The following is a 24,278-nucleotide window of genomic DNA, read 5'->3' as shown; positions in this document are numbered from 1 at the left end:
CCGCCGACGGGAATCGCGGCGACGGACGCCCCCTAGTCGAACAGGTCATATTGACCATCGTGTTAACTCTTGAACGCTGAGGGTGAATGTGTGACAGCTCTCGGTGTCCGCAGTCGACCGTGGCTTTCCGCACGTGCGGGGGCGGCACGGTGCCGGGGGCACGGCAGTGCGCCCCCACCCGGTGGGCCGGGCGGGGGCGCGTGGTCGGGGCGGCTCAGCCGACCGGGGTGTGCTCCGGCGGCACCTGCTCGCCGGGCGGCGGGGGCGGCGGGGGCGTGCCGTCGCCGAACGGCCGGCCGCCGAGCGACTCCCGCCCGTGCGGGCTGAGCCAGTTGACCAGGTCCGGGCCGAGCGGTACCACCCCTGTCGGGTTGATGTCCCGGTGCACCTCGTAGTAGTGCCGCTTGATGTGGTCGAAGTCGATGGTGTCGCCGAACCCGGGGGTGGTGAACAGGTCCCGCGCGTACGCCCACAGCACCGGCATCTCGCTCAGCTTCTGCCGGTTGCACTTGAAGTGGCCGTGGTAGACCGGGTCGAAACGGACCAGCGTGGTGAACAGCCGCACGTCGGCCTCGGTGATGGTGTCGCCGACCAGGTAACGCTGGTCGGCGAGCCGGTCGCTGAGCCAGTCCAGCCGGTCGAACAGCCGCCGGTACGCCTTCTCGTACGCCTCCTGCGAACCGGCGAAGCCGCACCGGTACACCCCGTTGTTGACGTCGGCGAACACCACCGCGTTCACCTCGTCGATCTCGGCGCGCAACGCCTCGGGGTAGAGCTGCGGGGCGCCCTCGCGGTGGTACGCCGTCCACTGGGTGGACAGGTCCAGGGTCATCTGCGCGTAGTCGTTGGTGACCACCTGCCCGGTCGGCACGTCGACGATCGCCGGCACGGTGATCCCCCGGTCGTAGTCGGGGTAGCGGGCGAAGAACGCCTCGGCCAGCCGTTCGATGCCGAGCACCGGGTCGCGCCCGTCCGGGTCGAGGTCGAACGTCCAGCTCCGGGCGTCGTGGGTGGGCCCGGCCACCGCCATCGGCAGCGCCTCCTCCAGCCCGAGCAACCGTCGTACGATCATCATGCGGTTGGCCCACGGGCAGGCCCGGCTGACGACCAGCCGGTAGCGGCCCGGCTCGACCGGGTAGCCGTCCCGCCCGTCGACGGTGATCCGGGTGGCGATGTAGCGCTGGTCCCGGGTGAACTCACCGCCCGGCTCGACGTACTTGCCGCCGGTCCGGGTCGCGGTCGTGCCGTTACTCTCCGCCATCGTGTCGCCTTTCGTCCGCTTCGGCCCCCATCATGGCGGGTCCGGCTTCCGGTGGCACGCTAACGCCGTCCGGTGCGCAGGGAAATCGACCCCTCGGACCCGTGTCGGGATCGCCACCCACCTCGACCGGTCGGCCCCGGACCGGCGGGCCTAGGCTGCCCGCATGATCGACGTGGAGGCGGTGGCCCGGCGGTTCGTGGCCGACGTGTGGAACGCCGGCCGCGAGGAGTCGGCCGACGAACTGGTCGCCGAGGAGTGCCCGGGGCTCGGCGGCACCGGCCCGGCGGCGGTGCTGGCCTGGCACCGGGACCGCCGGGCCGCCTTCCCCGACCTGCGCTACAAGCTGGTGGACGTGGTGGCGGCCGGTGACCGGGTGGCGCTGCGCTGGCGGGCCGCCGGCACCCAGGCGGGACAGTTCGGCCCGGTGCCGCCGACCGGGCAGGTGGTCAGCTACTCCGGGGCGACGTTCCTGCGCTTCGACGCCGCCGGGCGGATCGTCGACGTGTGGAGCGTCAACGAGCTTTTCCAACTGCTGCAACAGTTGGGTGTGGAGATGCTGCCGCCGCTCACCGACGCCGGGGCGTGATCCGGGCGACCGACAGGTTCACCGGGAACGGCTCCCCGGTGTCGACGAACTTCGTCCACCGCCCGGTCTCCACGTAGACCTCGTTCACCGCGTCGATCTTGTAGGTGTGCACGACCGGGCCGTCGTCCTCCACCTTGACCCGCCAGCACCACCTCGTGCGGCTCGTACCGGGACGGCCCGCGGGCCGCGGCCGTCCGCGGGCAGCGCGTCCGGATCGTCGGTCGTCCAGCCGCCCTCCGGCGGATGGTCGTCCTGCAACGCGGCGGCCGTCGGCCGGTCCTTCCCGGTGCGTCGTTCTCCCCGCCCGTCGGGGTAACGCCGGCAAACGCCGGGTGGTGGTCGCGCACGCCGTGGCCACAGGGCAGGATGACCCTATGAGCGAGCGAATCGGGGCGACACGGTGAGCGAGCACGGCGGAGGCACCGGCGGCGGGCTGGTGAAGGGGCTGGCGGTCACGTTGAAGACGATGACCCGCCGGTCGCACACCCAGCAGTACCCCGACGTCGCCCCCGAACTGCCGCCCCGCTCCCGGGGCGTGATCGCGCTGCTGACCGAGAACTGCACGGTCTGCATGCTCTGCGCCCGCGAGTGCCCCGACTGGTGCATCTACATCGACTCGCACAAGGAGGAGGTGGCGGTGGCCGGCGCGGCCCGTCCCCGCCAGCGCAACGTCCTCGACAAGTTCGACATCGACTTCTCGCTCTGCATGTACTGCGGGATCTGCATCGAGGTCTGCCCGTTCGACGCCCTCTACTGGTCGCCCGAGTTCGAGTACGCCGAGTACGACATCAAGGACCTGCTGCACGACAAGGACCACCTCGGCCAGTGGATGGCCACCGTGCCGCCGCCGCCCGCGCACGACCCGCACGGCGAGCCGGCCAAGGAGGAGACCACCGCCGCGCGCAGGGCCGCCGCCCCGACCAGCTCCGCCGCCCGCCCCACCGTGGTACGCCCCGAGCCCGGCCCCACCACCCCCCGCGACTCCGGCCCGGCCGCACCGCGCGCTGCCGGCCCGGCCGCTCCCGGCGTCGAACCGGCCGCGCCCGAGCCTGGCCCCGCCGACGACGGAGGTGCTCCCCGGTGACCGGTGCGGACGTCCTCCTGCTCGCCCTGGGGGCGGTGGCGGTCGGGTCGGGGGTGCTGGTGGTCGCCACGAAGCACCTGGTCCGGGCCGGCCTCTACCTGGTGCTCTGCCTGGGCGCGCTGGCCGGCGACTACCTGGTGCTCACCGCCGAACTGGTCGCCTGGGTGCAGGTGCTGATCTACGTGGGTGCGGTGGTGGTGCTGCTGTTGTTCGCGGTGATGCTGACCCGGGCCCCGATCGGGGCGTCCGCCGACCTGGACCGGCCGGGCTGGCCGGCCGCACTGATCGGTGCGGGCACCGGGCTGGGCCTGACGGCGCTGCTGGTCGACGCGTTCCGCTGGTCGACGGTGGAGCTGCCGGCGGCGGGCACCGCCGAGGGCATCGGCGAGCAGGTGTTCCGCTCGTGGGTGCTGCCGTTCGAGGTGCTGTCGGTGCTGCTGCTGGCCGCCCTGGTCGGCGCGGTCATCCTGTCCCGCCCCGACATCGGAGCCGGTGGTCCCGTGAGTGTGAGGAGTGAGCCGGGTTTGCGAGCCCCGCAGTCGCGAACTGAGGTGATCCCGTGAGGCCGGTCATCCCGTACGTCACGGCCGCGCTGCTGTTCGGTCTCGGCGTCTACGGCGTGCTGCGGCGACGTAACGCGGTGCTGGTGCTGATGGCGGTGGAGCTGATGCTCAACGCGGTCAACCTGATCCTGGTCACCGCCGACACCACCGTGCGGGCGGTGCTGCCGCACTCCGGGCAGGTCTTCGCGCTGTTCGTGATCGTGTTGGCCGCCGCCGAGATCGGCGTCGGGCTGGCCATCGTGCTCCAGCTCTACCGGCTGCGGGCCAGCGTCACCGTCGACGACGTGCCCCTGACCGGGTCGGCCGACGACCGGGCCGGTCCGACCGGTGACGTCGCGACCGGGTCGGCCGGCGCACGGGCGGAGGCCGGGCGGTGACCGGGCTGCTCGGGGCGGCCCTGCCGGTCGTACCCCTGGTCGCCGGGTTGCTGGGGTTGCTGCTACCGCCGGCACCGCGGGGGGAGGGCGCGGCCCGGCGGGCGGCGATCGGCCTCGGGGTGGCCGGCGCGGCCGGCGCGCTGCTGGTCGCGGTGCTGCTGCTGGCGCGGGTCGGCGACCCGGTGGAGACCAGCACCACCTGGATCGACCTCGGCGGGCTGCGGGTCACCCTCGGGGTACGGCTGGACGGCGTCGCCGCGTTGGTCGCGGTCGCCGTCGCGGCGGTGGCGCTGGCGGTGCAGGTCTACTCGGTGGCCTACCTGCGGCGCGGCCCGCACGACGACGTCGAGGTGGACCACCGCTACCCGCCCTACGCCGCGCAGATCAGCCTGTTCACCGCCGCGATGCTGGTGGTGGTGGTCAGCGGCGACCTGATCCTGCTGCTGGTCGGCTGGGAGGTGATGGGCCTCTGCTCGTACCTGCTGATCGCCCACGACCGCCGACTGCCCGAGGCACCCGCCGCCGCGACGAAGGCGTTCCTGGTCACCCGGGTGGGTGACGTCGGGTTCCTGCTCGGCATCGCGTTGCTCGGCGTCTCCGCCGGCAGTTTCCGGATCGCCGACGTGCTCGCCCACGACCACTCCACCGGCACCCTGACCGCCGCCTGCCTGCTGCTGCTCGCCGGGGTGGCCGGCAAGAGCGCGCAGTTCCCGCTGCACACCTGGCTGCCCGACGCGATGGCCGGCCCGACACCGATCTCCGCGCTGATCCACGCCGCGACCATGGTCGCCGCCGGGGTGTACGCGGTGACCCGGCTCTACCCGCTGTTCACCCGGGCCCCGGTGGCGCTGGCGGTGCTCGGCGTGCTGGCCTCGATCACCCTGCTGCTCGGCGCGTTCGCCGCCACCGCCCAGGACGACCTGAAGCGGGTTCTCGCCTGGTCGACGGTCTCCCAGATCGGCTACATGACCGGCGCGCTCGCCGTCGGTGCCCCGGCCGCCGCGCTGTTCCACCTGCTCACCCACGCCGCGTTCAAGGCGCTGCTGTTCCTCGCCGCCGGTGCGGTGATCCATGCGGTCGGCACCACCCTGCTCTCCCGGATGGGTGGGTTGCGGCGCAGCATGCCTGTCACCTTCTGGTGCACCCTGATCGGCCTCGGCGCGTTGGCCGGCGTGCCGCCGCTGTCCGGTTTCTGGAGCAAGGACGGGGTGCTCGCCGCCGCCGAGGCCGCCGCGCTCGACGGCACCGGCCCGGCCCCGGCCTGGGTCGGCTGGCTGGTCTGGCTGGCCGGGCTGCTCGGGGTGCTGCTGACCGCCGCGTACGCCACCCGGCTGCTGCTGCGCGCCTTCTTCGGCGAGCCCCGGCTGCCGCTGCTGCACCCGCACGACCCGCCGGCCCTGATGCGCTGGCCGGTGCTGCTGCTGGCCGTCCCGGCCGCGCTGCTCGGCCTGGCGGGCTTCACCCAGTGGTTCTGGCACCGCCTTTTCTTCCCGACGGTCCCCACCTTCCCGCCCGGTGGGCAGGTGCTCGTCCATCTCACCCCGGCGGTGCTGCTGCCGATCGTGCTGGTGTTGGTCGGGGCGGGGCTGGCCTGGGCCGGCTGGCGGCGGGACCCGGCCGCCGATCCGGCCCGCGCGCTGGGCCCGCTGCGGCCGGTGTTCGCCCGCGCCTTCCGCCTCGACGACCTGCAACACACCCTCGTGGTACGCCCCACGACGGCACTCGCCCGGGTGGCGCGTACCGGTGACGAGGTCGGGGTGGACGGCCTGGTGGAGGGGGTCGGCCGGGGAACCTCGGCGCTCGGTGCCGGGCTTGCCACGCTGCACCGGGCGGCGCTGCCCCGCGCGACGGCGGCGGTGCTGGCCGGTGCCCTGCTGATCGGTCTCGCCGCCGCCCTGATCGGAGTCTCCGCATGAGCGCGAGGAGTGCAGCGCAGCGGAGCCCCGCAGTCGCGAACGGAAGGCGGACCCGGTGATGGTGGGGCAGGTGTTGCTGGTCGCGGTGCTGGTGCTGCCGGCGGTGGGGGCGGCGCTGGTGGCCGTGCTCCCCGGGGAGCGGGCGGCCCGGCTGCTGGGTACGGCGGTCGCCGCTCTGACCCTGGTCGGGGCGGCTCTGCTGGTGCTCGGCGACCACGGCTGGTTCGGGTACGGCCCGGCTCCCGCCGTGCAGCCCTGGCACGAGGTCGACCTGCCCTGGGTGCCCGGCCTCGACCTGCGCTTCCACCTCGGGGTGGACGGCATCTCCTGGCCGCTGGTGGTGCTGACCGCCCTGCTCACCCTGCTCTGCTGCGGCTACACCGTGCGCCGGGTGCCCGAGGGGCGGGGGAGCGGCCGGGCGTTGGTGGCGTTGCTGCTGGTGGTCGAGGTGGGCATCCTGGGCACCTTCCTCGCCCTCGACCTGGTGCTCTTCTTCGTCTTCTTCGAGGTCGTCCTGCTGCCGATGTACGCGATCATCGCCGGTTGGGGCGGCACGGGCGTCGACCTGCCGGCGCGCGACGCGGCGCGGGCGGCGGCCCGCAAGTTCGCCCTCTACACGCTCTTTGGCTCGGTGCTGCTGCTGGTCGGCGTGTTCGTGGTGGTGGCCGCTGCCGGCACCGCCGACATCGTCGCGTTGACCGGCGGGGCGGGGCTGTCCCGGGGTACCCAGTTGGCCGCGTTCGCCCTGCTCGGGCTGGCGTTCGCGGTGAAGGCCCCGCTCTGGCCGCTGCACACCTGGCTGCCCGACGCGCACACCCAGGCACCCACCGTCGGCAGCGTCATCCTCGCCGGGGTCCTGCTCAAGATGGGCACGTACGGCCTGATCCGGGTCGCCGTCGGGGTGGCACCGGAGGGTGCCCGCTGGGCCGCGCCGGTCCTCGGGGTGCTGGCCGTCGCGGCGATCCTGGTCGGCTCCCTGGTCTGCCTGGCCCAGGACGACCTGAAGCGGCTGATCGCCTACTCCAGCGTCGGGCACATGGGGTTCGTGCTGCTCGGGGTGGCGACGCTGACCGCCACCGGCATCCAGGCGGCGCTGATCGGCAACGTGGCGCACGGGGTGATCACCGGGCTGTTGTTCTTCCTCGCCGGGGCGGTCAAGGACCGGGCCCACACCGGGGCGCTGGCCGAGCTGTCCGGGCTGCGGGAGACCGCGCCCCGGCTGGCCGGTCTGCTCGGTTTCGCGGCGGTCGCCTCGCTCGGCCTGCCCGGCCTGGCCGGGTTCTGGGGTGAGGCGTTCGCGGTGGTCGCCGCCGTCGAGCGGGGCGGGCCGCTGTGGACCACGCTGGCGGTGCTGGCGGCGGTCGGCGGGGCGCTCACCGCCGCGTACTTCCTGCGGTTGCTGCGCCGGGTCACCCACGGTCGACCCAGCCCGGCGGTGGGCCGGTTCACCCCCGCCCTGGCCGGGGTGGAGCTGACCGCCTGGATCCCGCTGGTCCTGCTCGCCCTCGCCGTCGGCCTGGCACCCACCCTGGTGCTCGGCTACGCCACCGGCCCGGTGGACGCCCTGGTGGGGATTGTTCGGTGAACGGGGTGCTTCGGTGAGCGCGAGGAGTGCAGCGCAGCGGAGCCCCGCAGTCGCGAGCGACAGGCGGATGCGGTGAGCGCGAGGAGTGCAGCGCAGCGGAGCCCCGCAGTCGCGAGCGACAGGTGGATGTGGTGAGCGCGAGGAGTGCAGCGCAGCGGAGCCCCGCAGTCGCGAACGGAGGTGAGCACCGATGAGTGTGGTGCAGAGCGTCGACAACGTGGCGTTGCTGCCGGCGTACCTGGCGGCCGGTACCGCCGTACTCGTGCTGCTGGCGGATCTGCAGGTCGGCCGGGCCGGCGCGACGGTGGCGGTGGCCTGCGCGGGCGTCGTCGCCACCGGGGTCGGCGCGGTGGTGGTGGGCGCGGCCGGCAGCCGGCGGACGTTCTGTGTGGGTGCCGACTGCTCGTGGGTTTTCGACGGCCGGGCGGCCCTGGTCGCGGGGGTCTTCTCCCTGCTCACCCTGGGTGTGCTCGGGCTCTCCGGGCCGCTGCTGCGCGGTGGCCCGACGCCCATCGGTGAGTACTGCTTCCTGCTGGCCTGCTCGATGACGGGTGGCGTGGTGCTCGGCGCGGCCGGTGACCTGATCACCCTGATCGTCGCCCTGGAGACGCTGACCCTGCCGCTGTACGTCCTGGTGGGCCTGCGTCGGGGCAGCCTGGCCAGCGCCGAGGCGGCGGTCACCTTCTTCGTGGTGAGCGTGGTGGCCACGACGGTCACCCTGCTCGGCGCGGCCCTGCTCTACGCGGCGACCGGTGGCCTGCACCTGGGTCGGCTCGGCGGGTTGCTGGCCGACGCGCCCGACGTGCCGCTGGTCCCGGCGGCGGTGGCGCTGGTGGTGCTCGGGCTGGCCTTCAAGGTAGCGGCGGTGCCGTTCCACGCCTGGGCGCCGGCGACCTACGACGGGGCGCCGCTGCCGGTGGCGGCCTACCTGTCCACCGCGTCGAAGCTGGGCGGGGTGGTGGCCCTGCTGGCGGTGGTGCAGCGGGCGCTGCCGGCCGAGGTGACCGGCCCGGTGCTGGCCCTGCTGGCGGTGCTCACCCTGACCGTGGGCAACCTGGTGGCGCTGCGCCAGCGGCGTACCGTCCGGCTGCTCGCCTGGTCGTCGGTCGCCCAGGCCGGCTACATCCTGGCCCCGTTGGGGGTGCTGGCGTCGACCGCCGGCCGGGCCGACGACGTCCGGGTCGGGGCGTACGCCGCCGCGGTGGCGTACGCGGTCTTCTTCGTGGTGGTGGAGCTGGCGGCGTTCGCGGCGCTGGTGGCGCTGCGCCCGGCCGGTGCGGACGGCGGCGCGGTGGCGGACCTGCGGGGGACGGCCCGGCGGCGGCCCTGGGCCGGGGCGGCGTTCGCCCTGGCCCTGGTCGGGCTGGCCGGCCTGCCACCCGGGCTGGCGGGGCTGTTCGCCAAGGTGACCGTGGTGCGGGCGGTGCTGGACGGTGGGGCCGGCTGGCTGGCCCTGGTGGTGGCCCTGAACGCGGTCGTCGGGCTGGCCTACTACCTGCGCCTCGCCGCCACCCTGTACGCCGACCCGCCCCCGCTCCCGACCGCCCCCGCCGGGGAGCCGGCCGTGCCGACCGGGGAGCCCGCCGGGGTCGTGCCGGCCAGGACGGCCTGGCCGGTCACCATGGCGCTGGCCGGGGCGACCGCGTTGGGCGTGGTGATCGGCTTCGCCCCGCAACTGGTGTTGGCTCTCGCCGCCCGTTGACCGGCCCGCCGGAGTTTCCGCCCCGGCGGTCGGGAGGACCCCTGACCTGGGTGTCCCGGGCCGTCCTCGGTGTCCGGTCCGTTCAGCGGGTTCACAGCATCCTTCAGTCAACTGCCAGTCATGAGCTGGATGGTTGACGGGTACCGGTGACGTTGTACCGGTCAGCGGGTCCCGCGCGACCCGCGCACCGAAGGAGCGATCGTGCATCACAACCGTCTGAAGACCGCAGCGCTGCTGGGCCTGCTGACCTCGCTGATCCTCGCGGTCGGCTACTGGTTCGGTGGGAGCGGCGGCCTCGTCATCGCCGTCGTCGTCTCGTTGCTGATGAACGGCGTGACCTACTTCTTCTCCGACAAGCTCGCGTTGCGCTCGATGCGGGCGCAACCGGTCAGCGAGGCCCAGTTCCCCGAGCTGTACCGGATGGTCCGTGAGCTGGCCGCCGAGGCCCGGCAGCCGATGCCCCGGCTGTACGTGAGCCCCACCTCGCAGCCCAACGCGTTCGCGACCGGTCGTAACCCGGCCAACGCGGCGGTCTGCGTCACCCAGGGGATCACCGAGATCCTCGACTACCGCGAGCTGCGCGGGGTGATCGGCCACGAGCTGTCCCACGTCTACAACCGGGACATCCTGATCTCCAGCGTGGCGGCCGGTCTGGCCGGCATCATCACCATGCTGGCGAACCTGGCGTTCTTCATCCCGCTTGGCGGCAACAACGACGAGGACGGCCCGAACCCGGCCGTGCTGCTGCTCACCATCATCCTCGGCCCGATCGCGGCCACCGTGATCCAGTTGGCGATCAGCCGGAGCCGGGAGTTCCAGGCCGACGCCTCGGGTGCGCAGCTCACCCGGGACCCGTTGGCCCTGGCCAGCGCCCTCCGCAAGATCCACCTGGGCACCCAGGCCCGGCCGTTGCCCGCCCAGGGCCAGCTCACCAGTACCGCCCACCTGATGATCGACAACCCGTTCAAGCGGGGTGGCGGCATCGCCGCGCTCTTCTCCACCCACCCCCGGATGGAGGAGCGGGTGGCCCGGCTGGAGCAGATGGCCCGCAACACCGGCCCGGTGCAGTTCCAGCGCTGATCCCGACCGACACCCGCGCCCGCGTCCAGCCTGGACGCGGGCGCGGCAGTGTCCACGGGTCAGGGGGTCGGGCCGGTCGGCTGCGGGCCCACGTCGGCGGGCAGCCGGTCGGGGCGGGTCAGCAGCACCACGACCAGCAGCAGCACCCCGGCCAGCAGGTAGGCCAGGGCCGGCCCGAACAACGCGGCGGTCGACCCGAGCAGGAAGATCCCGCAGCCGGCGACGACGATGTTGGCGGCCACGATGGTCGCCTCCACCTGCCCCATCCGTTCCACCGGGGCCAGCCGGGCAAAGGTGGCCTGCGCGCCGATCAGCCACCCACCGCCCGCGCCGATCAGCGCGTTGGCGCAGGCCAGGGCCCACACCGGGGCATGCACGGCGACCAGCAGGGCGGCCAGCAGCAGCGCCCCGGCCAGGGCGGCGGCCACGGTGACCTGCCCGGTCAACCGGCCCAGCCAGGTGCCCCGCCCCAACACCAGCACGAAGACCGCGCCGCCCAGCGCCGACGAGGCCAGCACCACCGGCCGCCAGGCCCCGGCGGCGAGGTTCGGAGCGAGGGTCTCCGGCAGCGCGCCGGAGAGCACCGTGGCGAGGGTGAGCAGGGCCACACCGCGCAGCACCGGGTGCCCGGCGATGGTCCGCAGGCCGGCGGTGGCCGGCGGGCGCGGACCGCGCCGCCGCTGCTGCCCGGTCGGCAGGCCGGCCAGCACCGCCGCCGCGACGAGGAACGAGACCAGGTCGATCAGGAGCGCCACCCGGGGCCCGAGGGCCACGGTGATGCTCGCCCCGGTCAGCAGCCCCACCACTTGGCCGACCTGGTTGGCGAAGGCGGACAGCCCGAACAGCGGCAGCCGCAGCGGGGCGTCCACCGACTCGGCGGCGACCGCCACGTTGACGCTGGAGTAGGCGGCCCGGACCGCGCCGAGCAGGCCGGCCGCGACGATCGCCGGCACCGGCCGGGGTGCCGCGAGGGGGACCGCGATCAGCACCGCGCCGGCCACCGAGAGCCAGACCAGCAGGGTACGGCGGGCCGGCACGTCCAGCCAGCCGCTGAACACCGTGGCGACCAGCAGGGCGGGCAGGGCGCGGGCGGCGTACACGGCGGCCGGCCCGAGGACCGACTGCGTCTGGTCGTACGCGAGCAGCAGCAGCGCGGCCAGCCCCACGAAGTCGCCCAACTCGGAGATCCCCCGGGCGGTGACCAGGCGGGAGGCGACCGGATGCCGGAACAGGGCCAGGTAACCGGGGGGCGGTGAGAGCCGCTCGTCGGCGTCGGTCATCAGGTCGTCGGGTCCGCTTCCTCGACCCCGTTCTGCTGGTGGCGGGTGCTCTCCCGGAGCACGGGGGCAGCTGCCCGGCGGCTGCTGCCCCGGGCCGCCGGGCCGGGCCGGCGGCGTTCGGTCGTCGTGCCGACCATTGGACCTCCTACGACATCGGGGGCGATCCAGCGGTGTATGTATCTGGGTCGATCAGCAAGCTACCCTCTCGCCGCCACCCGGTCAGCGGTCCCGGATGTGAGTGAATCGACCATTCCCGGAGGGACCTGCGGCGTTAGGGTCTACAGGGTTCTGAGTCGTTACCTGATCGTCTCCTGGAGGTGGCCGTGTCCGCACTGCGCCAGTACCTGGGCGTCTGGCGGATTCCCGGCGCCCCGCTGCTGCTGCTCCTCGGCGTCGTCGGCCGGCTCGGCATCGGCATGACACCGTTGGCGTTGCTGCTGGTCGTGGAGCAGGTCACCGGCCGGTACTCCCTCGCCGCCGTGGCCGGCGGCATCTACGCCCTGTCCGGTGCCGCGCTCAGCCCGGTCGCCGGCCGGATCGCCGACCGGGTCGGACCCACCCCGGTGCTGCTGGTCACCGCCGTGGCGCACCCGCTGGCCCTGTTCGCGCTGCTCGGGGCCAGTCGCGCCGAGAACGCCGACCTGCGTCTGATCTACCTGGCGGCCGGGCTCGCCGGGGCGACCTACCCGCCGCTGACCGCCGCCATCCGGGGTGCCTGGAACGACCTGACCGCCCCGACGACCGGCCGCTACCAGCTGCGCAACACCGCGCTGGCCGCCGAGACGTCGCTGTTCGAGGTCGTCTTCGTGCTCGGCCCGCTGCTGGTGGCCGGCTTCGTGCTCCTGGCGGATGCCGCCGCCGCACTGGTCGGCGCGGCCGTGGTGACCCTGGTCGGCACCGGCGGGGTGGCGTTGGGCCGGGTGATGCGCGCCTGGCGTCCGCACGCCCGCGAGCACCACGCCCGGGGCCTCGGCCCGCTGCGGGTGGGCGGGTTCCCGGCGCTGCTGGTCTGCGTGGCGAGCCTCGGCATCGCGTTCGGCGCGGCCGGCGTGATCGTGCCGGCGTTCGCCGGCAACCAGCCCACCGGCGACCCGGAGAGCCTGGCCGGCCTGCTGCTCGCCGTCTGGGGGGTGGGCAGCGCCGTGGGCGGTTTCTGGTTCGGGGTACGCCGTCCGGCGGCGAACATGACCCGCCAGTTCGCCTGGCTGCTCGCGGCGGTGGCCGGCACCCTGGCGATCTTCGCGGTGATGCCGGGCCCGGTGTCCCTCGGCATCGCCCTGGTGATCGGCGGGGCCACCATCGCCCCCGCGTTGACCCTGGAGAACACCCTGGTCGGGCGGATCACCCCGACCGGCATGCTCAACGAGGCGTACACCTGGGTGGTGACCATGTCGGTGGCGGCGAGCGCGGCCGGCGGGGCGGTCGCCGGCCTGATCGTCGACCACGCCGGCGGGGTGCCCTGGGCGTTCCTCTTCGCCGCCGGGGCGGTCGGCGTCGGGGCCGGGGTCGCGGCGCTGCCCGGCGGCCCGATCGCCCGCGCCGAGGCCGCCGCCACCCGTGCCGAACACCCAGTCCCCGTCTGACGGGGGTACGCGTGTCGCGGGCGGTCGTCCCCGTCGGGACGACCGCCCGCGCGTGCGATGCCGGCTACCGGGTCAGCGGTAGTTGGTGAACTGGAGGGCCACCCCGAAGTCCTCGCCCTTGAGCAGGGAGATGACGGCCTGGAGGTCGTCCTTCTTCTTGCCGGTCACCCGGAGCTGGTCACCCTGGATCTGCGCCTGGACACCCTTCGGGCCCTCGTCGCGGATCTTCTTGCTGATCGCCTTGGCCTTGTCCGACTCGATGCCCTGGATCACCTTGGCGTCGATCTTGTAGACCTTGCCCGAGGCGCGGGGGTCACCGGCGTCCAGGGACTTCAACGAGATGTTCCGCTTGACCAGCTTCTCCTTGAACACGTCCAGGGCGGCGCTGACCCGCTCCTCGGTCTCGGCCTGGAGGCTGATCGCCTCCTCACCCGACCAGGAGATCTCGGCGCCGGTGCCACGGAAGTCGAACCGCTGGGCAAGCTCCTTCTCCGTCTGGCGAAGGGCGTTGTCGACCTCCTGCCGGTCGACCTTGCTCACGATGTCGAACGACGGGTTCGCTGCCATGCTGATGCTCCTGCTTGTCCGGCGGTCTGTCAGGGTCGTCGCGGCGCTGACCAGCCCCACGACCCTCTGACGGTACCCGGTTGCCACGCCCCCGGGGGCGACCGCTATCCTTGCTCCGCTGCCGCGTTACGACGCGGCGGTGTGCCCTGGCGGGTTGCCCGAGCGGCCAATGGGAGCGGACTGTAAATCCGTCGCGAAAGCTACAGAGGTTCGAATCCTCTACCCGCCACCAGGTGCACAAAGAAGCCCCTGACCAGCTACTGGTCAGGGGCTCTTCAATATGCCTCATCCGGTCCTGCTTCCGCCCTTCCGGAGGTGCGCCGATGTCGGGCGGTCGAGCCGGAGACCGGAAAGTTGTCGAGGTCTGCGCCGGTCGGGTAGCCATGGCCCACACATCAGCGTGGGCGGTAGACGACCGCGCGGGCGATACCCCAGACCGGACGGATCGTCGCGGCGATGCCACCGCGGTCATCGAGGTCGACGACCGAGCCTTCCGTGCTGACCCCGGCGAGGCTGAGGTCGTGCATTACGCCGCGTCGCCACAGCGCCGGGCGGGCGTGTTGGTCGGTGGTCGCGGAGATGGCCAGGATCTCCCCGCGGTTGTTGATAGCCCGCGGCTCGGTGAAGCTGCCGCCGAGGGTGCCGATGTCCAGGGTGCGGCCGTGCCGCCACAGGATGCCGCGCGGGGACTGGTCTGCCGAGAACTGCCAGCCGATCACCCAGCCACTGTCGTTGAGGCCGTAGGTGTTGCTGCGATTGAAGGGGCCGGCACCTAGGTCGGTGGTCCGGCCACCGTGCCAGAGAGTGGCGTGGAAGCCGTCCGGCGGCAGGCTGATACCGCCGGAGACGTGGCCGCGATCGTTGACGTCGGACACGTCATTGAGGGGTAGGAGTTGGGTGCGGCCGTCTGTCCACAGGACGGGGCCTGCGGCGGCATAGCCGAGAACCTGACTGCGGTCGTTGATTGCCACGGGCCGGATGTACCGGCCACCCAGCGGCCGGAAGATGCCGCGGTGCCAGATGTACGCGCCGGAGCCGTCGTCGCGGGCACCGACGACCTCGCCGCGGTCGTTGACGTCGATGGGGTTGAACGCGCCGAGGTTGATCATCCGACCGCGCTGCCAGAGGAAACCCTGGTAGACGCCGCTGGTGTCCTGGGCGCGGCCGATCACGTCACCGCGGTCGTTCATGGCGTTGGCGTAGCTGCTGTCGCCGCCGAAGGTACCGAGGTCCACCATGCGATAGCTGGTCAGGGCGCCAGGTGCAGCGGACGCGGACGCAGGAGGGGTGAGTGTGGGTGCGGCCATCAGGGCCACGGAGAGGAGCACGGTGGCAAGCTTGGATGACATGGGACGGCACCCTCCGAAGCGTCGCCGGGCGAGAGGCGAACTGAGCTTAGGCCCGCCCTGCTGGCCCGGCGGCACGTCGTCGTATGACCGACAGTCTTTCTTCCGCTACTCCATGCGGTCGCCGGGAAGTGTGGCGGCGGCGTCTCGGCCAGCGGTCGAGGGCGAGGATGTGGGCCGCTGCCTGGTCAGGATGACCCCGGCGAGCACCAGGGCGATGCCGGCCACGATCGCGGTCGTGACGGCCTCGCGGAGGATCACCCATCCGAGGAGCACGGCGACGACGGGCAACAGGTAGGTGACCACCGACGCGGCGGTCGGCCCCTCGTCGTCGATGATGCGGTAGTTCAGGACGTAGGCGGCCCCGGTGCCGAGCACCCCGAGGACGAGCAGGCTCGCCACCGCGTCGGGCCGCCACACCGGCGACTCCAGGCCGGCGAACGGCAGCGCCGGGACCAGCAGAACGGTGGCCGCGCCGAGCTGGGCCGCCGACAGCACGAGCGGCGGGATTCCGCGTCCGGACAGGAACCGGCCCATGTAGACGTAGCCGAGCCCGTAGCTGGCGGCTGCGGCGAGGCAGGCGAGGCCGCCCCAACTGGCGATCTCACTCGCGGACTCCCACGGTGAGAAGATGACCACGACGCCGAGGAAACCGAGGGCGAACCCGGCGGCCTTTCGCACGGTGACGGCCCGGTCGACGCCGACGAGGAACGCCAGCAGCAGCGTCCACAGCGGCGTGGTCGCGTTCAGCACCCCCGCCACGTTCGACCCGATCGTCTCCTCAGCGATGCTGAACAACAGGTACGGCACGGCGTTGGCGACCAGGGCGGCCACGAACAGGTGACCCCACAGCCGCCCTTGCCCTGGAAAACGGAGCCCCCGCGACAGCGCGATCGGGGTCAGGACCAGGAAGCCGAGCAGGAGCCGGGCGAACACGATCTGCACCGGGTTGAAGCCCCGCAACGCGAGCTTGACCCAGAGAAAGCCGGAACCCCACAGCAACGCGAGACCGGCCACCCGGGCGATACCTGCCCTGGTGACGCGCTGACGGTCAGTCTTCAACGGGAATCCGGTCATGCAGCTTGTTCGCATCGGCGTGGGTCACGTGGATGGCTTACCCGATCGGGATGCCGGTGGGAAGTGCAGGAGCCGCGTTCGTGGCGGTGACGGGCAGGTGGTCCACCGGATTTCCGCGTCATCGGATGGCGCTCGTAGAGGAACCGCGGCCGGTCTCCGTGAGCAGGTCGACGGGGGTTCGACCCGGGCACATCGGCTGATCCGGGGACCGGCGGGCCGGTCTGGGGTGGAGCGGTGAGCGGCGGCGGCCCACGCGGCGCGTCCCCGGGGCGTCGGCGAGGATCGCGGGATGTCCGACGACCGCTTCATGCGTATCCACAGCCCCGAGTTCCAGGCGATGGCGGCGAGGGTCCTGCGGGCCACCGAGTTGACCTCCCGGCTGAACGTGCTGCCCTTCGACGACGAGGCCGGCCGGGCGGAACTGCTGGCGCAGCTTCTCGGCCGGCCGCTGCCGGCGCGGGTGACGATCTATCCGCCGTTCTACACCGACCACGGCCTCAATCTGGAGATCGCGGAGCGGGTGTTCATCAACCAGAACTGCACGTTCCTCGACTATGCCGGCATCCGGCTCGGCGAGGGCGTCATGATCGGCCCGAAGGCCACCTTCATCACCCTCGGCCACCCGGTCGACCCCGTGCAGCGGCGCGAGTGGCTGACCGGAGCGCCCATCCACGTGGGGGAGAACGCCTGGATCGGCGCTGGCGCGACGATCCTCCCCGGCGTCCGTATCGGCCGCGACGCCGTGGTGGCGGCCGGCGCGGTGGTCGCCGACGACGTCCCGCCCGCCACCCTGGTCACCGGCCCCAAAGCGACGGTACGCCGCCAGTGGTGACCCCACTCGCCTCGCCCGTGGGCCGATGTAGCGGTATCCAGGCTGGCCGGATACCGCTACATTGCTTCCCTTGAGTCGATCATGCCCCCGCCCCCGCCCTCCGCGCCTGTCACGTCGGGTCGGTCAGGGGCCGTCGCGGTCGGGTCGTGCCGACTCCGGTGTGGCCTCGTGGCCGGGCATGCCGTGGGTACGCCGCCGCTGCTTCATCTCCGCCTCGTAGAGGTGCCGCCGGCCGTCGGCCAGCTTCTCCCGGGCGTACCGTTCGATCTCCTGGAACGTGGCGTAGTAGCCGTCGTCGAACTCCTCCACGATCTGGAACGTCCACCTGCCGGGGAGCAGGTTGCGCCCCAGCAGCTCGTGTTCGACCCGGTCGGCCACCTCGTCGTGCCCGGCCCCGCGCAGCAGCTCCACCACCTGGTCGAGGGTGAGGTCCGCGCCGCCGACGAGCTGGTGCGCGGAGTAGAGGTGCCCGCGCACGCGGTGAACCGTCTCCAACGCCTCACTCAGCTTGCCCAGCGCCGCGACCGTCGCGTCATCGACTCCCGCCGGCCGTGCGTGCTCCTCGTCGACCGCACCATACTGACCTGCCATAACCCCCGACATACCCCCAAACCGCCCCGGCTATCCCGGTAGCGACCGGCCGGCAGCACGCCGGTGCCCGGGGGCGCCTCGACCGTGAGCTGCGTGCCGGCCGGGACTGGCACGCCCGCCTCCACCTCCAGTTCCCGCGCCATGTCGATCACGTGGTAGCGCAGGAAGTCCGGGCCGGCCGGGGTGATCCCCCGCGCGGTCACCCAGGCGGTCAGGTCGGCCAGGGCGGCTGCGGCGTCGCCGATGGTCTCCATCGTCACCGTCCGTCTGATCCCCAGGTACGGCTGGGTCGCCAGCTGTTCGATCACCGGTGTCGGCGATGTCATGGATTCACGACAGCATCGGGGTACGACATCGCGGGGTCCGACCGCCTCTGGCGGGTGTTTCGCCTGCTCGCGCCGGCTCGCCACCGTACGCGCGTTTTGTCGTTGATCTGGTGCGGAGTCCGTCGACTCCCGACAGGCCGCTTCCGTACCTGACGAAATGAGCTATGGTGATCGATGTGACGGTTCCGGGAGCAGTCGTCGCAGCCCTCGCATGCGACGGTCGCCCTGCCGCCCGGAGGACGGCCCCGCGCCGTTGAGATCGGGTTTGCGTCGATAGTGACATTGGGCGATTCGTGGAGGCTGTTACCCGTCCTGGTGCCGCTGATCTGGCACGGGGAGGTGACGGTGGTGGGCCGAACGGCGGAACCTCTCCGCTGCTCGGACCAGCGCCGCTCTCCCCGCTTTTCTGGGTACCCGAGGTGTGGCACGATCGTGGAACCTCCACCATCCCCCGTGAACACTCTCTCGACAGGAGCAATCATGTCTGGTCGAAGGCTGGGCCGGCTGTTTGGCTCGCTCCTCGTGCTCGCCACCATCCTGGGTGGACTCGCCGTCGCCGGCGTCCAGTCCATCGACGGCAGCGCGCAAATGGCGGACGTCGTCTGGACGATGGGCGGCGCGCGCTAAGCCCCGCGTCGTCCCCGCTCCCGGTGTCCTGGGGGTGATGTCTCTCAGGGAGAGGGTGGCGCATGGCCAGCCGAGATCAGCGGCGTAAGTCCACCGAACGCGCCTGGTTCATCACCGCCCCCCTGGCCCTGCTGGCCATCGTCTTCAGCACCGCGATCGGCGTCCTGCGGCCCGAGTTCGGGAAGTGGGGCCTGGCGTTCGTTCTCTTCGTGGCGATGACGGGGATCAGCATCCCGGTCCTCAACGTCATAGTCCGGCGGCAGTCGGTCGGGGTGACGTTGACCGAGGTGCCCCTCGTCGTCGCGCTCTTCTTCCTGCCACCGCTGACGGTGGTGCTGATCTACACGCTCTCCGTGCTGATCTGGAGCGCGTCACACCGGTTCGCCCCGGCCAAGCTGTGGTTCAACGTCGCGAAGGCGGCGGCGGCCACCTCGTTGGCCGGGCTGCTCCTGCTGGCCCTGCCCCCGCTGGAGGGGGTGGGGCCGGGCACCTGGGGCATCCTGTTCCTGGCGGTCAACACCATCACCCTGGTCAGCCTGCTCTCGGTGGCCGGGGTGCACGTGCTGCTCCAGGGCTGGCAGGCCGGCCGGGAGGCGCTGCGTACCGCACCCTCGGTGTTCCTCACCACCTCGATCAACGCCTCGGTGGGCCTGCTCGTCCTGATCGCGTTGAAGACCACCTGGTGGTCGGTGCTGCTGCTGGCCGCGTTGTTCGCGGCGTTGTTCCAGGTCTACCGCTCCTACTCGCAGTTCTTCCGGCAGCACCGCACCCTGACCGGCATGTACGACCTGACCCGGTTGCTCACCAACAGCGCCGAGGGGGCGCTCGCCGACATCCTCCTCGACCGGGTGCGGGCCCTGATGCAGGCCGAGTACGCCACCCTGTGGCTGCCCGCCCAGCGCCGGCACCCCGAGGTGCTGCTGACCGCCCGGGTCGACACCCCCGGCCTGCTCGACGTCGCGCCCACCCCGACGGTCTTCCGGGAACAGGCCCGTGAGCTGGGCAAGACGCTGTCCATCGGGCGGCTGCTCGGCGACGACACGGCGTTGCGCCGCGAGGTCGGCGCGCAGCAGGTCAAGGACGCCATCGTGGTGCCGCTGCGGTCCGGCCAGGCGGTGATCGGCACCCTGGAGGTCACCAACCGGCTCAGCGACATCGGCCACTTCACCACGAGCGACATCCCCGTCTTCGAGACCGTGGCCGCGCACGCCGCCGTCGCCCTGGAGAATTCCCGGCTGGTCGACCGGCTGCGCCACGACGCCTACCACGACGCGCTGACCACGCTGCCCAACCGGCGGCGGATCACCGCCGCGCTGGCCGAGGCGGTCAAGATCCGTGCTCCCGGCGAGGTGGTCGCCGTCCTCCTCTTCGACGTCGACGGTCTGCGCCAGGTCAACGAGTCGCTGGGCCACGCGGCGGGGGACAAGGTCCTCGTCGAGGTGGCCGAGCGGCTGCGCGCCTGCGCCCCCTCGTCCGCCCTGGTGGGTCGGGCCGGCGGGGACGAGTTCCTGGTGACGCTGCGGCTGGAGAACGCCGAGGCGGCCCTGGAACTGGCCGCCCAGCTCCGTGAGCAGATCCGCGACGAGATGGTCTTCGACGCGCTCACCCTCGACGTGGACACCGCGGTCGGGGTGGCCGTGCACCCGGATCACGGCAGCGACGCCGCCGTACTCCTGCAACGGGTCGACCTGGCGGCCACCGCGGCCAAGGCGGTGCCGGGCAGCGTGCAGTTGTTCAACCCGGCGCTGGAGTCGCGGTCGCTGCGCCGGCTCGGGCTCGCCGGTGACCTGCGCCGCGCCCTCGACGAGGGGGAACTGGAGGTCTACTTCCAGCCGAAGGTGACCCTGCGGGACCGCCGTCTGCTCGGGGTGGAGTGCCTGGCCCGCTGGGAGCACCCGGCGCACGGCACGGTCTCCCCGGAGGACTTCGTGGCGGTCGCCGAGCACACCGGGCAGTTGGGGCGGCTCACCGAGTTCGTCCTCCGCGAGGGGCTGCGCCGCAGTCGGGACTGGAGCCGTACCGGCCAGCCGTTGGCGGTGGCGGTCAACATCGCCGCCCGTTCGCTGACCGACAGGCACTTCCCGGACCGGGTCGGTGAGCTGCTGGCCGAGTACGACGTCCCGCCGCAGCTGCTGACCGTCGAGATCCCGGAGGCGGCGGTCCTGGACGGCACCGAGCGGCCGATCCCCACCCTGCGCCGGCTGCGGGACCTCGGCGTCCGGCTGGCGGTGGACGACTTCGGCACGGGCAACTCGTCGCTGGCCCAGCTGCGCCGGCTGCCGGTGCACGAGGTGAAGGTGGACCGGTCGTTCGTGCAGGGGATGGCGACCGACCCGGGGGACCTGGCGATCGTGAACGCGGTGGTCTCGCTGTCCCAGCAGTTCGGCCTGGCGGTGGTGGCCGAGGGGGTGGAGAGCGAGCTGACCCTCGAACTGCTCCAGGACATCGGCTGCGAGATCGGGCAGGGTTTCCTGTTCAGCCGGCCGCTGCCGTACGAGCGGCTGGAGGCTTGGTTCGGGGCCCAGACCGACCAGGAGGCGATCGACCCGGACGCGCTGCCGAGGCTCCGCGTCGTGCCCTGAGCTGCGGCGATACGGGACAGGGGGATCCCATTTCACCCCCGGCGCGGTGCCGTGTAATGTATCCCCTGCGCGACGCCCTTCGGGGTGATCGGGTAGGCCCCCTTAGCTCAGTCGGCAGAGCGTCTCCATGGTAAGGAGAAGGTCTACGGTTCGATTCCGTAAGGGGGCTCAGAGGGTCCGGCTGGACCCGCCTGCGGCGGTGTAGCTCAGATGGCAGAGCAAGCGGCTCATAATCGCTGTGTCGCCGGTTCAAGTCCGGCCACCGCTACTCTCGTCCTTCGGGCTCATCCCCGATGGTCGGCGGGACGGGCGCCATTGGCGCCCGCTTTGCATGTCCAGGCGTTGTCCGCGTAGGCTGATGCGCTGTAGTTGATATCCGTAGCGAGGAAGGCACTCCGCCGTGGCGAAGGCGACCGATGTCCGGCCGAAGATCACTTTGGCGTGTGTGGAGTGCAAGGAGCGCAACTACATCACGCGCAAGAACCGCCGCAACGACCCGGACCGCATCGAGCTGAAGAAGTTCTGCCCCCGGGACGGCAAGCACACGGTCCACCGCGAGACCCGCTGACCTGCGCCGGCAGTAGGCCGGCCCGGTCCGCAGCGCTTCATCGGACGCCGATCCGCACGGCTGACGCGGCCCTTTTCAGGGCCGCCCGCCCGTACGGGTCGGCGTTCGTGCGTCCCGTGTAGGTTCGGCGGCATGTCCCTGGACCCGTCCTTCGTCGGCCGGACGTACCCGCCGACCGCCCCCTACCAGGTGGGCCGAGAAAAGATCCGCGAGTTCGCCACCGCCATCGGCGCCACCGACCCGGCCCACCACGACCCGGCGGCGGCCCGTGCGCTCGGCCACCCGGACGTGGTCGCCCCGCCCACCTTCCCGGTCCTCATCACCATGGCCGCCAGCCAGCAGATCGTCGACGATCCGGCGCTCGGGGTCGACTACAGCCGGGTGGTGCACGGCGACCAGCGGTTCGCCTACACCCGGCCGGTGGTGGCCGGGGACGAGCTGGTCTGTGTGAACACGATCGAGGAGATCAGCTCCCGCAGCGGGCACGGCTTCCTCACCACCCGCACCGACGTGACCACCGTGGCCGGTGAGCCGGTGGTCGCCGTCTGGTCCAAGCTCGTCGTCCGTGGGGAGTCCTGACGTGGAACTGTCGACCCGTACGTTCCGGGTGACCCGGGCGGACCTGGTCCGCTACGCGGGTGCCTCGGGGGACTTCAACCCGATCCACTGGAGCGACCGGACCGCCACGAAGGTGGGGCTGCCCGGGGTGATCGCCCACGGCATGTTCACCATGGCGCTGGTCGGTCGGGCGGTCACCGAGTGGGCCGGCACGCCCGACGCGGTGGTCGAGTTCGGGGTGCGGTTCACCCGGCCGGTGGTCGTCCCGGACGACGACGAGGGTACCGAGATCACCGTCGACGCGGTGGTCAAGGAGGTCACCGAAACCGGTCTGACCAGGCTCGATGTGACCGCCCGGTGCGGCGGCGAGAAGGTCCTGTCGCAGGCGCGGGCGACCGTGCGGACGGCCGGCTGACAGGTCGCCGGAACGGACCGGGCGGGACCGGTTGGGAAAGTCGGGGCGCTACCCGTACACTGGTCCGCCGTGGGGCAAGTGACCCCTGCTCGGCCGTGCAGGCCGGGTGGGGCGAGCGTTGCCGCACAGGGGTGTAGCTCAATTGGCAGAGCAGCGGTCTCCAAAACCGCAGGCTGCAGGTTCAAGTCCTGTCACCCCTGCGCCTCAGGCCTGACCGTTCCCGTGGGTCGCGCCGCCGCAAGGCGGCGTCCGGCCCGTGGTGGTGGCATCGGCGGGGTGGCTTCGAGGCGACTCGGGGCCCTTCGTCCGGTCCGCCGGCCGCGGCCCGTCGCGGGACGGTTGGTCCGGCCGGCGTGACCAGCGCCGCGTACGCCTCCCGGCGTACGAACCGACATCCCGCGACGGAGGGCGAAGTGGCCGAGAGCAAGCGGCGCGGCGAGGACGCCGGCGACGACGGTCTGCGCGACGAGCGTGACGAGGTCGTCGACGAGGTGACCGCCGACAGCGACGCCACCGACGACGACGCCACCGACGCGGACGAGCCGGTATCCCGGGGCGGCACCGCGACCCGGTCGCGGACCCGCGCGGGTGCCGCCGACAGCAAGTCGAAGACCCGCTCCGAGACCGACCGGGTGGGGCCGTTCGCCCGCATCGCGCGTTTCTTCCGCGAGGTCGTCGCCGAACTGCGTAAGGTCATCTGGCCGACCCGCAAGGAGCTGCTGACCTACACGGCCGTGGTGGTCACGTTCGTCGCGGTGATGCTGACCATCGTGGGCCTGCTCGACTTCGCCTTCGCGAAGGGCGTGCTGTGGGTCTTCGGCAGCCCCAGCTGACCGGCCGACTGAGCCGATAGTGACGGAAGTGAGCAAGCGTGCCTGAGTACGACGAGACCGCCGAGACCACGGACGACCAGTCCACGGTCGCGACGGCGGCGAGTGACGAGTCGGTCGAGGCCGCCAGCGAGCCGGAATTCCCGACCACGGAGCCGGAGCCGGACGAGGACTACGACCCGGTCGCCGAGCTGCGTCAGAAGCTGCGCTACGCGCCCGGCGACTGGTACGTGGTGCACTCGTACGCCGGTTACGAGAACAAGGTCAAGACCAACCTCGAAACCCGGATCACCTCCCTCGACATGGAGGAGTTCATCTACCAGGTCGAGGTGCCGACCCGGGAAGAGGTCGAGGTCAAGAACGGCAAGCGTTCCCAGATCCAGGCCAAGGTCTTCCCCGGCTACATCCTGGTCCGGATGGAGCTGACCGCCGAGTCCTACTCCTGCGTGCGCAACACGCCGGGGGTCACCGGCTTCGTGGGGGCCACCGACCGGGCCGACCGGCCGGCGCCGCTGAGCCTCGACGAGGTGCTCAAGTGGCTGGCTCCGGCGGTGGAGACCGAGCAGAAGAAGGCCAAGCCCGAGATCAAGGTCCTCGACTTCGAGGTGGGTGACTCGGTCACCGTCACCGACGGGGCGTTCGCCTCGCTGCCGGCGACGATCAGCGAGATCAACGCCGACCAGCAGAAGCTCAAGGTGCTGGTGTCGATCTTCGGTCGGGAGACCCCGGTCGAGCTGAACTTCAACCAGGTCGCCAAGATCTGACGTCGTTCCCGTCGCCGGCGGTGGGCCTCGGCCCGCTGCCGGCGACGTCGTTCCGCCCCGGCGCGGACCTCGGCGCAGAGGGTCGCCGGGCGCTGCGCTACCCTTGAATGTCGTCGCTGTGGCACCGCGCTGACCGTGCGCGCCCGTGGCCGGCACCTTTCCCAGTTCCAAGCCCCAG

26 protein-coding genes and 4 tRNA genes are annotated in these 24,278 nt (G+C 72.2%); 21 read left to right on the top strand and 9 right to left on the bottom strand.

Annotated features, from left to right (window positions below; translation table 11 throughout):
- Positions 1 to 214 precede the first annotated feature (214 nt).
- Complete coding sequence (locus Q2K16_RS16610; RefSeq protein ID WP_302738527.1) at positions 215 to 1,261, bottom strand: glutathione S-transferase family protein; 1,047 nt, start codon at positions 1,259 to 1,261, stop codon at positions 215 to 217.
- Between the two features lie 163 nt (positions 1,262 to 1,424).
- On the opposite strand from Q2K16_RS16610, the gene Q2K16_RS16605 reads away from it, so the two are divergent.
- Positions 1,425 to 1,847, top strand: coding sequence for an ester cyclase (locus tag Q2K16_RS16605; RefSeq protein WP_302738526.1), 423 nt, complete (start codon positions 1,425 to 1,427; stop codon positions 1,845 to 1,847).
- On the opposite strand, the gene Q2K16_RS16600 is transcribed toward Q2K16_RS16605, so the two are convergent.
- The gene (locus tag Q2K16_RS16600) at positions 1,828 to 1,980 is read right to left on the bottom strand and encodes a hypothetical protein (protein ID WP_302738525.1); all 153 of its coding nucleotides are present in this window, start codon (positions 1,978 to 1,980) and stop codon (positions 1,828 to 1,830) included. The two genes, Q2K16_RS16605 and Q2K16_RS16600, sit on opposite strands and share 20 nt — an antisense overlap.
- A 267-nt stretch (positions 1,981 to 2,247) precedes the next feature.
- On the opposite strand from Q2K16_RS16600, the gene Q2K16_RS16595 reads away from it, so the two are divergent.
- The 7 genes from Q2K16_RS16595 to htpX all read left to right on the top strand — a co-directional run bounded on the left by Q2K16_RS16595 (position 2,248) and on the right by htpX (position 10,154).
- Positions 2,248 to 2,931, top strand: a complete 684-nt coding sequence (locus Q2K16_RS16595) for a NuoI/complex I 23 kDa subunit family protein (protein WP_302738524.1) — start codon at positions 2,248 to 2,250, stop codon at positions 2,929 to 2,931.
- Entirely contained in the window at positions 2,928 to 3,494 is a 567-nt protein-coding gene (locus Q2K16_RS16590) for an NADH-quinone oxidoreductase subunit J family protein (protein WP_302738523.1), read from the top strand. Before Q2K16_RS16595 ends, Q2K16_RS16590 begins: the two co-directional genes overlap by 4 nt.
- Positions 3,491 to 3,871 carry an NADH-quinone oxidoreductase subunit NuoK gene (nuoK, locus tag Q2K16_RS16585; protein ID WP_302738522.1) on the top strand — a complete coding sequence of 127 codons (381 nt, stop codon included), beginning with the start codon at positions 3,491 to 3,493 and terminating at the stop codon, positions 3,869 to 3,871. Before Q2K16_RS16590 ends, nuoK begins: the two co-directional genes overlap by 4 nt.
- Complete coding sequence (locus Q2K16_RS16580; RefSeq protein WP_302738521.1) at positions 3,868 to 5,787, top strand: NADH-quinone oxidoreductase subunit 5 family protein; 1,920 nt, start codon at positions 3,868 to 3,870, stop codon at positions 5,785 to 5,787. Before nuoK ends, Q2K16_RS16580 begins: the two co-directional genes overlap by 4 nt.
- A gap of 58 nt (positions 5,788 to 5,845) precedes the next feature.
- The gene (locus Q2K16_RS16575; RefSeq protein ID WP_302746508.1) at positions 5,846 to 7,372 is read left to right on the top strand and encodes a complex I subunit 4 family protein; all 1,527 of its coding nucleotides are present in this window, start codon (positions 5,846 to 5,848) and stop codon (positions 7,370 to 7,372) included.
- Positions 7,373 to 7,562: 190 nt separating this feature from the next.
- Positions 7,563 to 9,074: an NADH-quinone oxidoreductase subunit N gene (locus Q2K16_RS16570; protein ID WP_302738520.1), complete on the top strand. Its 1,512-nt coding sequence runs from the start codon at positions 7,563 to 7,565 to the stop codon at positions 9,072 to 9,074.
- Positions 9,075 to 9,275: 201 nt separating this feature from the next.
- Positions 9,276 to 10,154: a zinc metalloprotease HtpX gene (gene htpX, locus Q2K16_RS16565; RefSeq protein ID WP_302738519.1), complete on the top strand. Its 879-nt coding sequence runs from the start codon at positions 9,276 to 9,278 to the stop codon at positions 10,152 to 10,154.
- 59 nt (positions 10,155 to 10,213) lie between these two features.
- Here htpX and Q2K16_RS16560 read toward each other — a convergent pair whose 3' ends face one another.
- A complete protein-coding gene (locus Q2K16_RS16560; RefSeq protein ID WP_302738518.1) occupies positions 10,214 to 11,434 on the bottom strand; it encodes an MFS transporter in 1,221 nt (406 codons plus the stop codon).
- Positions 11,434 to 11,571: a hypothetical protein gene (locus tag Q2K16_RS16555; RefSeq protein ID WP_302738517.1), complete on the bottom strand. Its 138-nt coding sequence runs from the start codon at positions 11,569 to 11,571 to the stop codon at positions 11,434 to 11,436. Before Q2K16_RS16555 ends, Q2K16_RS16560 begins: the two co-directional genes overlap by 1 nt.
- A 186-nt stretch (positions 11,572 to 11,757) precedes the next feature.
- Here Q2K16_RS16555 and Q2K16_RS16550 point away from each other — a divergent pair, with 186 nt between their 5' ends.
- Complete coding sequence (locus tag Q2K16_RS16550; RefSeq protein WP_302738516.1) at positions 11,758 to 13,017, top strand: MFS transporter; 1,260 nt, start codon at positions 11,758 to 11,760, stop codon at positions 13,015 to 13,017.
- A 72-nt stretch (positions 13,018 to 13,089) separates the two neighbouring features.
- Here the strand turns inward: Q2K16_RS16550 and Q2K16_RS16545 are convergent, their stop codons facing one another.
- Entirely contained in the window at positions 13,090 to 13,584 is a 495-nt protein-coding gene (locus Q2K16_RS16545; protein WP_302738515.1) for a YajQ family cyclic di-GMP-binding protein, read from the bottom strand.
- A 148-nt stretch (positions 13,585 to 13,732) separates the two neighbouring features.
- Here Q2K16_RS16545 and Q2K16_RS16540 point away from each other — a divergent pair.
- Positions 13,733 to 13,816: transfer RNA gene (locus Q2K16_RS16540), tRNA-Tyr, on the top strand.
- A gap of 163 nt (positions 13,817 to 13,979) precedes the next feature.
- Here Q2K16_RS16540 and Q2K16_RS16535 read toward each other — a convergent pair.
- Both Q2K16_RS16535 and Q2K16_RS16530 read right to left on the bottom strand, forming a co-directional pair.
- Positions 13,980 to 14,933, bottom strand: a complete 954-nt coding sequence (locus Q2K16_RS16535) for a hypothetical protein (RefSeq protein WP_302738514.1) — start codon at positions 14,931 to 14,933, stop codon at positions 13,980 to 13,982.
- Positions 14,934 to 15,038: 105 nt separating this feature from the next.
- Entirely contained in the window at positions 15,039 to 15,992 is a 954-nt protein-coding gene (locus Q2K16_RS16530) for a DMT family transporter (protein WP_302738513.1), read from the bottom strand.
- A gap of 304 nt (positions 15,993 to 16,296) precedes the next feature.
- Here Q2K16_RS16530 and Q2K16_RS16525 point away from each other — a divergent pair, with 304 nt between their 5' ends.
- Positions 16,297 to 16,839 carry a DapH/DapD/GlmU-related protein gene (locus Q2K16_RS16525; RefSeq protein WP_302738512.1) on the top strand — a complete coding sequence of 181 codons (543 nt, stop codon included), beginning with the start codon at positions 16,297 to 16,299 and terminating at the stop codon, positions 16,837 to 16,839.
- Positions 16,840 to 16,962: 123 nt separating this feature from the next.
- On the opposite strand, the gene Q2K16_RS16520 is transcribed toward Q2K16_RS16525, so the two are convergent.
- Both Q2K16_RS16520 and Q2K16_RS16515 read right to left on the bottom strand, forming a co-directional pair.
- Complete coding sequence (locus Q2K16_RS16520) at positions 16,963 to 17,430, bottom strand: hypothetical protein (RefSeq protein ID WP_302738511.1); 468 nt, start codon at positions 17,428 to 17,430, stop codon at positions 16,963 to 16,965.
- Complete coding sequence (locus Q2K16_RS16515) at positions 17,343 to 17,756, bottom strand: GyrI-like domain-containing protein (protein WP_302738510.1); 414 nt, start codon at positions 17,754 to 17,756, stop codon at positions 17,343 to 17,345. The genes Q2K16_RS16520 and Q2K16_RS16515 overlap by 88 nt, the downstream gene beginning before the upstream one ends.
- A gap of 480 nt (positions 17,757 to 18,236) precedes the next feature.
- Here Q2K16_RS16515 and Q2K16_RS16510 point away from each other — a divergent pair, with 480 nt between their 5' ends.
- From Q2K16_RS16510 to nusG, 10 genes are all read left to right on the top strand, one after another.
- The gene (locus Q2K16_RS16510; RefSeq protein ID WP_169733070.1) at positions 18,237 to 18,383 is read left to right on the top strand and encodes a hypothetical protein; all 147 of its coding nucleotides are present in this window, start codon (positions 18,237 to 18,239) and stop codon (positions 18,381 to 18,383) included.
- Between the two features lie 62 nt (positions 18,384 to 18,445).
- The gene (locus Q2K16_RS16505; protein ID WP_302738509.1) at positions 18,446 to 20,965 is read left to right on the top strand and encodes a putative bifunctional diguanylate cyclase/phosphodiesterase; all 2,520 of its coding nucleotides are present in this window, start codon (positions 18,446 to 18,448) and stop codon (positions 20,963 to 20,965) included.
- A 96-nt stretch (positions 20,966 to 21,061) separates the two neighbouring features.
- Positions 21,062 to 21,134, top strand: a tRNA-Thr gene (locus tag Q2K16_RS16500).
- Positions 21,135 to 21,160: 26 nt separating this feature from the next.
- A tRNA-Met gene (locus Q2K16_RS16495) sits at positions 21,161 to 21,233 on the top strand.
- Between the two features lie 132 nt (positions 21,234 to 21,365).
- The gene (rpmG, locus tag Q2K16_RS16490; protein WP_013288652.1) at positions 21,366 to 21,533 is read left to right on the top strand and encodes a 50S ribosomal protein L33; all 168 of its coding nucleotides are present in this window, start codon (positions 21,366 to 21,368) and stop codon (positions 21,531 to 21,533) included.
- A gap of 132 nt (positions 21,534 to 21,665) precedes the next feature.
- Positions 21,666 to 22,112, top strand: coding sequence for a MaoC family dehydratase N-terminal domain-containing protein (locus Q2K16_RS16485; RefSeq protein WP_088644785.1), 447 nt, complete (start codon positions 21,666 to 21,668; stop codon positions 22,110 to 22,112).
- A gap of 1 nt (position 22,113) precedes the next feature.
- Positions 22,114 to 22,506: a MaoC family dehydratase gene (locus Q2K16_RS16480; RefSeq protein WP_302738508.1), complete on the top strand. Its 393-nt coding sequence runs from the start codon at positions 22,114 to 22,116 to the stop codon at positions 22,504 to 22,506.
- 127 nt (positions 22,507 to 22,633) lie between these two features.
- Positions 22,634 to 22,706, top strand: a tRNA-Trp gene (locus Q2K16_RS16475).
- Positions 22,707 to 22,919: 213 nt separating this feature from the next.
- The gene (gene secE, locus Q2K16_RS16470; protein ID WP_145921760.1) at positions 22,920 to 23,339 is read left to right on the top strand and encodes a preprotein translocase subunit SecE; all 420 of its coding nucleotides are present in this window, start codon (positions 22,920 to 22,922) and stop codon (positions 23,337 to 23,339) included.
- 38 nt (positions 23,340 to 23,377) lie between these two features.
- Positions 23,378 to 24,100, top strand: a complete 723-nt coding sequence (gene nusG / locus Q2K16_RS16465) for a transcription termination/antitermination protein NusG (RefSeq protein WP_088644788.1) — start codon at positions 23,378 to 23,380, stop codon at positions 24,098 to 24,100.
- Positions 24,101 to 24,278 lie beyond the last annotated feature (178 nt).

It is taken from the genome of Micromonospora cynarisoli (genome assembly GCF_030518815.1).
GTDB classification, from domain to species: Bacteria; Actinomycetota; Actinomycetes; order Mycobacteriales; family Micromonosporaceae; genus Micromonospora; species Micromonospora wenchangensis.
This window is presented reverse-complemented; position numbering and strand designations above follow the sequence as displayed.